This window comes from Sodalis-like endosymbiont of Proechinophthirus fluctus (assembly GCF_001602625.1).
In the GTDB taxonomy this organism is placed as follows: Bacteria; Pseudomonadota; Gammaproteobacteria; order Enterobacterales; family Enterobacteriaceae.
This window is the reverse complement of the sequence record NZ_LECR01000020.1, coordinates 1,062-7,702: the sequence shown is the minus strand read 5'-3', so window position 1 is coordinate 7,702 and position 6,641 is coordinate 1,062. Positions and strand designations below refer to the sequence as shown.

Sequence of the window (6,641 nt, the reverse complement as noted above, 5' to 3'; positions counted from 1 at the left end):
GAGTCAAGATGGTCCTCTAGCCACTTGAAAAACGCTGCATCAAAAACAATACCGTACTTTATGACTTCCGCCAGGCCTGAGGATAACTCCCGCCGCGGCAGCGTATTTAGACAGTCAAAATCGATAACCACCGATGCGGGTTGATAGAAGGCGCCAATCACGTTCTTTCCGAGAGGATGGTTGACCGCGGTTTTACCACCCACCGACGAGTCGACCTGAGAAAGTAGCGTGGTGGGAACCTGAATAAAACGCACGCCCCTCTGATAGCTAGCGGCGGCAAAACCGGCCAGATCACCGATGACGCCACCACCGAGCGCGATGATGGTAGTATCTCGGCCATGGGGCTTTTCCAACAGTGCGGTGAAAACGTGATCTAGAACCGTCAGTGATTTGTTCTGCTCGCCGTCGGGCAAGACCACTCGATCGACCTTGGCACCAGCCTGGCTCAGTCGTCCACTCAGGAAGTCCAGATACAAAGGGGCGAGGCAGTCATTGGTCACCAGCATGGCATCATCGCCGCGCGTTAACGGCCAGAAAGACGCCGGATCATTGAATAATCCAGCAGCAATGGTAATCGGGTAGCTGCGCTCCCCTAATGTAACGGTAATCCTCTCCATGGGATGCTCAATAACCTTTTTCGACATCTCGTTAATTCAAATTAGCTGCTTCCCAGCATATTGATAATTTGGTTAGCAACAACCTTGGCGCTTTGTTCGTCGGTGCGGATAGTGACGTCCGCTATTTCTTCATATAGAGGGTTGCGATCGCGAGCCAGCGCTTCCAGAATGTCGCGCGGTGGAGCTTCTGCTTGCAACAGCGGGCGTTTCTTATCCCGCTGCGTACGGGCCAGCTGTTTTTCAATGGTGGTATATAGATAAACAACTACGCCGCGGGCGGATAGGCGGTTGCGTGTTTCGCGCGATTTCACGGAGCCACCGCCAGTGGCCAGCACAATCCCCTGCTTTTCGGTCAGTTCGTTGATGACTTTTTCTTCTCGATCGCGGAAGCCGTCTTCGCCTTCCACATCAAATACCCAGCCTACATCAGCTCCGGTGCGTCGCTCAATCTCTTGATCAGAATCGAAAAACTCCATATTAAGTTGTTGAGCCAACTGACGCCCAATAGTACTTTTACCGGCACCCATAGGCCCAACCAGAAAGATATTGCGTTTCTCTGCCATGTTTTTCGGTACTACTAAGATTATTCGTTAATGACAACCCGCCCCGCCAATCAAATTAGCAGCGGGATCTAAACTAAAACATCATGAGCGTTAGTGCGAGAATCAGGCAAAAATTATCTCAACACTGCAGGCAGTTTGGCAACCGATTAAATTGATGCCTGCATCGCATGCAGGATCCTCTGTATCACCACTGATATAAAATTTGAATAAAAATCATTTATTTTCAATTTCTTACTATTTTAAGATAAATCGCCGATAGCATCAAATTGATGATGAAAAAAACTCATAAAAAAACGCATAAATTATTGCCACATACCTGCTTTTTCGTCCGGTTTAAGCAGCGATAGCATATCCCGCTATGCGGGTGGGTGTAATAAAAACAACTAACTCACGTTGTTTATAATTAACTCGTTGGCGATTAAATAACGCCCCTACTAGCGGGATATCGGCCAATAGCGGCACCTGATCGTTGCTCCGCTGCTTTTGATAATGGAATATGCCGCCGAGTACGATAGTCTCACCGTCTGCAATAGTTACCTGGTTTTTTTTAATCTCTTCCGTATCGATGGTCATGCTCTAGCCCTCTCCCTGCTTGATGATACTGCCTGGAACACTCTGACTCATCCGTAAATCCAGCGTGATGCGCCTATTGCGCCTATTGCGCCTATTGCGCCTATTTCGCCTATTGCGCCTATTGCGCAGAATGCGCGGCGTGACTTCCCCATGCACAGCACCGCCTCTTTGAACTGGATAAGAAGGATACTTGCCGTAGCCACTGTCATTGGGTACGGGATTTGCGTGTTTGCTTGATGCTGGCGGTCTGCTGATGGGCAGTATAAAGACACAGGCCGACCAGAATATCTACCTTGTTTCCTGATCCAGTGTGGTCAACCAGTATGGTCAATTCCAGCTCTAGCATCCGGCCATTGAGATGCTCTAGCAGCAACCCGATGCCAGGCAAAATGCCTATCGACCGGCATTTTCACGTTGGCGAGAGCAACTCTCCTGGCGCGGTTCGCGCGGTAGCGCCAGTTGACCCCGACTCCGCGCAGGTTTTCCCGGCTGATGGTAACGATATGGGCGATTATAAGCACCTATCAGGCGGCACATCCTATACGGCTATTCAATCTCACGGCGGCTAGAGCGGCGGCGGTATCGTCGATCAGCACCGACGAATTGGTGCGCTTATCGAGCCGAATGCTGTCTCTGGATAACAATAGCGACGTGTGCGCTGGGCGTCAATGCGAATCACGTCGGTCGCATCGGCGGTGATTAATAGGTTAATCAGTGTCGTCGTCGCCGCTTTTTTTCCTAACGTTAGTCGTTCTGCGCTTCCTGCTGATATATCACCAGCATCTATCCTTGACACGTCATCTGCAGGCCGCCTGTGCCGCCAGGGAATCTATACAGCCGCAGTGTAATTTCACCCTTAACGCCCGATGTTATCACCAGGTTCATCCTGCACCGACCGGAACCGATCCCGTATCGCCGCGCCGTCGCTACCCGCTGATAGAGAAGTCGGATCGGCCGCGGGGACGGCAAGGACAATGACCAACAGCGGCCACAGGCCAGCCCTACGCTAAACCTGCCCTAGCGTCATGCCGCCCCCCTCTGCTCCACGTAGAATGTCTTATTATGCCCCATCCAGCATATCCCTATCGTCGTTCTCCTATTCGATCGCAGGCGTTGATTCTCCACATGGGTTATCTGAAATCCAGCATAAATCCCTAGGGTATCAATTTTAATAATGCCTGCAGGCCAATGCAGCCGTTAATTAAGCGCCGCAATATTGCTAAGTACACCCTAAAATCCGGAAAAGTCCGCAGTCACTGCGACCATCCATCCTGGCATCTCTATGGCTCTCTGCTGGCGTTGCCCGCCAGCGTAACCCGGCGGTGGGGGATCGTGCCCTGGCATCATGAACGGCAACAAAAGATCCTGCGCCCCGGCCCGGTAGACAAACGCCGCCCTGACTCGCCTCTCTGCATGCTTGACGATGGATATGCCGATGCGATCGCACGCGGCGAATGGCGTTGAGCATTGAACTAGCGCTGTATCTGCTCCAGACGGCGATTTTCCGGGTAGAACAACCACATGCTGCTGGCATAAATAACGACGGTCGCCACCAACGCTTACCTACCCCAGCCATCTTAGTTACCGGCCGATAGCGCCCTTGTTCCCACTGCCAGGCTGCTCAAGGGAAAATTGCCAGTGCGACGCGTCACGCCGCCTTTTGACCTCTCCCGCCAGCGGAAATCGGGAAAAATTGTGTGAATCCGTTAGCCGGTGTCGCAGCGCCACCACCGGCAGATAACCTTCACTACAGTCGCTGACATAAAGCTGGTCGCTGCGCTGCAGGGGGCTGACGTTGCGTTTCAGCTAGATAGATTTCCAGTGCTGATGGCACCAATATAGGCGGCAGGTATGGAGATAAATGATAACGCCAACAATAGCGGCGCCAGAGTTAACAACAGCAGGCAGCGGACGCGCCGCCGAAGACTAGCCTGCCGCCGAGGCTACAGGTTCAGCTGCTCCATAGGGGGTCATCCAGCGCCAGCGCTGCATGGCACCAAGCACGGATTACCACCTCCATAAGTACGTAAGGCGTCGAACGACGACCACAGTTTCCCGCCCTCCGGTGCCGGGCTAAGCTCGATACAGCTAGTGGCAGTCCGCCACCGCCCCGGCGTCAAAGGAAAAATCCAGCCGGTGCGCGGGCAACCCGGCGGCGCGCAGATAGCGGCGCGAGGGGATCAGCGCCGGCAGCCGGGAGCTGAAGACTAGCACACGGCCGGGCTGGGCGACATCAAGACACTAGTCCCAGGCCAGCGCCGCTGGAAGATTCTGCAGACGGCGGCGCAATTGATTTTCGAGATATCAGCTGTAGGCGCGCTCTCGCTGAAGCGACGGTCGGGCGCCGGCAGGCGTATCAGCCTGACAGGTAGTCCCGTCAGGTAAAGCTAGACCGAGAGACACTAGCGGCGCAGCGCATCAATCGTGGCCGCCACAGAGCAGGGATAGCCCTGCGGGTTATTCCCCATTAAAGGAGATTACCACCAGACGCGACAGCGCCATTGCGCCCGCTCGCGCGACAAAGCTAGCTCACGGGACGTCCGGTTCAGCTCTATATCCATGCCTATCCGCCAGCTGTCAAACACCATGATTTCCCTTCCCTGGGGCTGGTGACTTAAATTAGGTATCCAATAGCTAACCTTGATACTAGCGCGCGGTTGTTTATAAACTGCCAAAATGATAAAAAGTGGGAATTCTCACAGGTGAAATTCGTAAAATATTTATTTATCTTTATAGTATGTTGAATTTTGTTTAGAGCCGCTTCGATATATAGCATGTACCCCTATATCGCACCAATTGACCGATATGGCGACGATGAAATAAATCCGCCTGCAAACGCTAATGCAGGTCTTCTCGGCGGACGACAGAGTTATCGCTCAAAAAAAGTATCGCTCAATATGGTGAAAAACTCCGCATCCCGCTCAGGCTCGATCAAATGGTACAGGAATTAGTGCATGCCTTCGTCGCTACAGAAGGCGGCCGGTTCTACGAGCATCACCGGTGTGGATCCGATAGGCATTTTGCGCGCGATCTCTATTGCCATGCTTTCCGGCTACGCCTCGCAGGGCGATAGTACTTATTATACTCAGCAGCTGGCCCACAATTTTTCTTAAACCCAGAACGAACGCTTATTTGTAAAATCAAAGAGGCATTTTTGGCGGTACGGATATTAAGCAACTGCTAAGCAAGGATGAAATCCTTTCAGCTTCCAGGCACAGAATATTGTCTAACACCGAATCGCTAGCGCTGGGCATGCTTCTTCACCCCGCTGCAGCTGTTGCTGGGCTATGCGGTACTGGCCAACGGCGGTTATCTGGTCGACCCCTATCTTATCACTAAAATTACCGATGAAAATGATCAGGTGCTGTTTACCGCCAACCGACGGTAGTTGCGCCAGCTGCGATTTGCGGTTATCTACGGCGATACGCCGAAATCGGCGGTGCTGTCGGACGACGGTATTGAAAATGTGGCCTTCTCACTCCAGTCGACGCTAACGGTACGGTGCCGATGGCGCGAATGGAACGGGTTTCACCGGCACAGACAGCAACGGACTGGGAGCAGCTGTATTATGCCCCACGTGATTAGCACGCCGCTGTCGTTTTTAATGCGTGGCGCTCTCAACAGCAGCATCTTCGTCGAACCCGGCTATGAGTACACCATTCTGGCGTGCCGCCCACGATTTAAATCGCCATGATATTAGTGACAAAACCGGTACAAATAGCGACTCCAAAGACGCCTGGTTCCCCGGTTATATCCCGATACGATTACCACCATATGGGTGAGTTTCCACGATCATCTCCATAATTTGGGAAAAACGACGGCTTCAGGCGCCATAAGAGATCATATTTCCGGCGCCGAGAGTGGTGCTAAAAGCGCCTAGCCTACCTAGGATGATTATATGAAGATAGCGCTGAAGAGCATTTCCCAAAGAGAAACAGGATCCTCTGCCGGGAATAGTTACCGTCACTATCGATAAGAACAGCAGCAAGTTGTCCGATGACAGCGGCAACAGCCGGGAGGAATACTTTATCGACGGCACCTAGTCGAAAGAGCGGGTCGTGCATGAACTCTGTTTGTGCCGGGCAGGATCTATTTTGATCGTGGCTCCTGATTGAGCCAAGCATGGGCGAGAAACAGTGCGCTCACACTACGTGCCTCGCAAAAATCGGGTTCATCCAGCAACTCCAGCATATGTTTTATCGGCCAACGTACCAGTGGCAGTGGCTCCGGCTCATCCCCCTGTAGCCGCTGGGGATAGAGATCCTGCGCCACTACGATATGCATTTTGCTGGAGAAATAGGACGGCGCCATACTCAGGCGGCGCAAAAAAGTAAAGACGCGCCCGCCAAACCCTGATTCCTCCACCAGTTCACGGTTGGCCGCCTCCATCACCCCTTCGCCGGGGTCGATAAGCCCTTTTGGAAAACCCAGCTCGTAATCCTCAATGCCGGCGCCGTACTCGCGGATCAGCAAAAGATAGTCATCCAGTACTGGCACGATCATCACCGCCTCGCGATGGGAAGGCTTCATGCGCTCATACACCCGCCTCGCGCCATTGCTGAACTCTAGATAGACGGATTCAACAGTGAACAAGCGGGACTGAGCAACGGTCGCCACGCGGTGTATTTTGGGTTTTTTCAGATTCTTATCCATATCGTTCCCGCAAATTGCGCAAGAGGGCTAGGGAATGCCCGGCCATCGGGTTGGTTAACATTGTGCGTTAATAAGGGACCAGGCCGCAACCTGTCTGCGCGAACACCCTTCTCACTCCGTCAAAACGGTGGAGTATAATTTTGGTATGGTATTTATGAGGTTGTGGGTAGGGTTAGCATGAGTGCAATCGTCTTTATATTAGCTGGCGTTCTTGCCTGTACGATGGTTTTATTTT

The 6,641-nt window shown here is 52.6% G+C and carries 9 protein-coding genes and 1 pseudogene; 4 read left to right on the top strand and 6 right to left on the bottom strand.

Features of this window, described 5'->3' with window-relative positions:
* From BG74_RS15945 to BG74_RS02155, 4 genes are all read right to left on the bottom strand, one after another.
* Positions 1-617: 3-dehydroquinate synthase family protein (locus tag BG74_RS15945; RefSeq protein WP_244267167.1), on the bottom strand; the 617-nt coding region annotated here is incomplete at its 3' end.
* 41 nt (positions 618-658) lie between these two features.
* Positions 659-1,180: a shikimate kinase AroK gene (aroK, locus tag BG74_RS02165; protein WP_066596277.1), complete on the bottom strand. Its 522-nt coding sequence runs from the start codon at positions 1,178-1,180 to the stop codon at positions 659-661.
* 333 nt (positions 1,181-1,513) lie between these two features.
* A complete protein-coding gene (locus BG74_RS02160) occupies positions 1,514-1,753 on the bottom strand; it encodes a secretin GspD/PilQ domain-containing protein (protein WP_066596276.1) in 240 nt (79 codons plus the stop codon).
* 205 nt (positions 1,754-1,958) lie between these two features.
* On the bottom strand, positions 1,959-2,141 hold the full coding sequence (locus tag BG74_RS02155; protein WP_066596275.1) for a hypothetical protein: 183 nt from the start codon (positions 2,139-2,141) through the stop codon (positions 1,959-1,961).
* Between the two features lie 800 nt (positions 2,142-2,941).
* Between BG74_RS02155 and BG74_RS02145 the strand changes: the two genes are divergently transcribed.
* Positions 2,942-3,217, top strand: coding sequence for a hypothetical protein (locus BG74_RS02145; RefSeq protein ID WP_066596272.1), 276 nt, complete (start codon positions 2,942-2,944; stop codon positions 3,215-3,217).
* Positions 3,218-3,841: 624 nt separating this feature from the next.
* Here the strand turns inward: BG74_RS02145 and BG74_RS18750 are convergent.
* On the bottom strand, positions 3,842-3,967 hold the full coding sequence (locus BG74_RS18750) for a hypothetical protein (RefSeq protein ID WP_256364188.1): 126 nt from the start codon (positions 3,965-3,967) through the stop codon (positions 3,842-3,844).
* 530 nt (positions 3,968-4,497) lie between these two features.
* Between BG74_RS18750 and BG74_RS20240 the strand changes: the two are divergent.
* The 3 genes and pseudogenes from BG74_RS20240 to BG74_RS20230 form a co-directional block, all read left to right on the top strand.
* Positions 4,498-5,005 (top strand): annotated as a pseudogene (locus tag BG74_RS20240) (transglycosylase domain-containing protein); the annotation flags it as partial.
* A gap of 25 nt (positions 5,006-5,030) precedes the next feature.
* Positions 5,031-5,141, top strand: a complete 111-nt coding sequence (locus tag BG74_RS20235; RefSeq protein WP_439895634.1) for a hypothetical protein — start codon at positions 5,031-5,033, stop codon at positions 5,139-5,141.
* The gene (locus BG74_RS20230; protein WP_066596270.1) at positions 5,142-5,447 is read left to right on the top strand and encodes a hypothetical protein; all 306 of its coding nucleotides are present in this window, start codon (positions 5,142-5,144) and stop codon (positions 5,445-5,447) included. It begins immediately after the preceding gene.
* Positions 5,448-5,842: 395 nt separating this feature from the next.
* Here the strand turns inward: BG74_RS20230 and nudE are convergent, their stop codons facing one another.
* The gene (gene nudE / locus BG74_RS02135) at positions 5,843-6,406 is read right to left on the bottom strand and encodes an ADP compounds hydrolase NudE (RefSeq protein WP_066596267.1); all 564 of its coding nucleotides are present in this window, start codon (positions 6,404-6,406) and stop codon (positions 5,843-5,845) included.
* Between the last annotated feature and the right edge of the window lie 235 nt (positions 6,407-6,641).

What these genes read in the sequence shown, in the direction of transcription:
- aroK (WP_066596277.1), bottom strand. Translation starts at nt 1,180, where the DNA reads ATGGCAGAGAAACGCAATATCTTTCTGGTTGGGCCTATGGGTGCCGGT.
- BG74_RS02160 (WP_066596276.1), bottom strand. Translation starts at nt 1,753, where the DNA reads ATGACCATCGATACGGAAGAGATTAAAAAAAACCAGGTAACTATTGCA.
- BG74_RS02145 (WP_066596272.1), top strand. Translation starts at nt 2,942, where the DNA reads ATGCAGCCGTTAATTAAGCGCCGCAATATTGCTAAGTACACCCTAAAA.
- nudE (WP_066596267.1), bottom strand. Translation starts at nt 6,406, where the DNA reads ATGGATAAGAATCTGAAAAAACCCAAAATACACCGCGTGGCGACCGTT.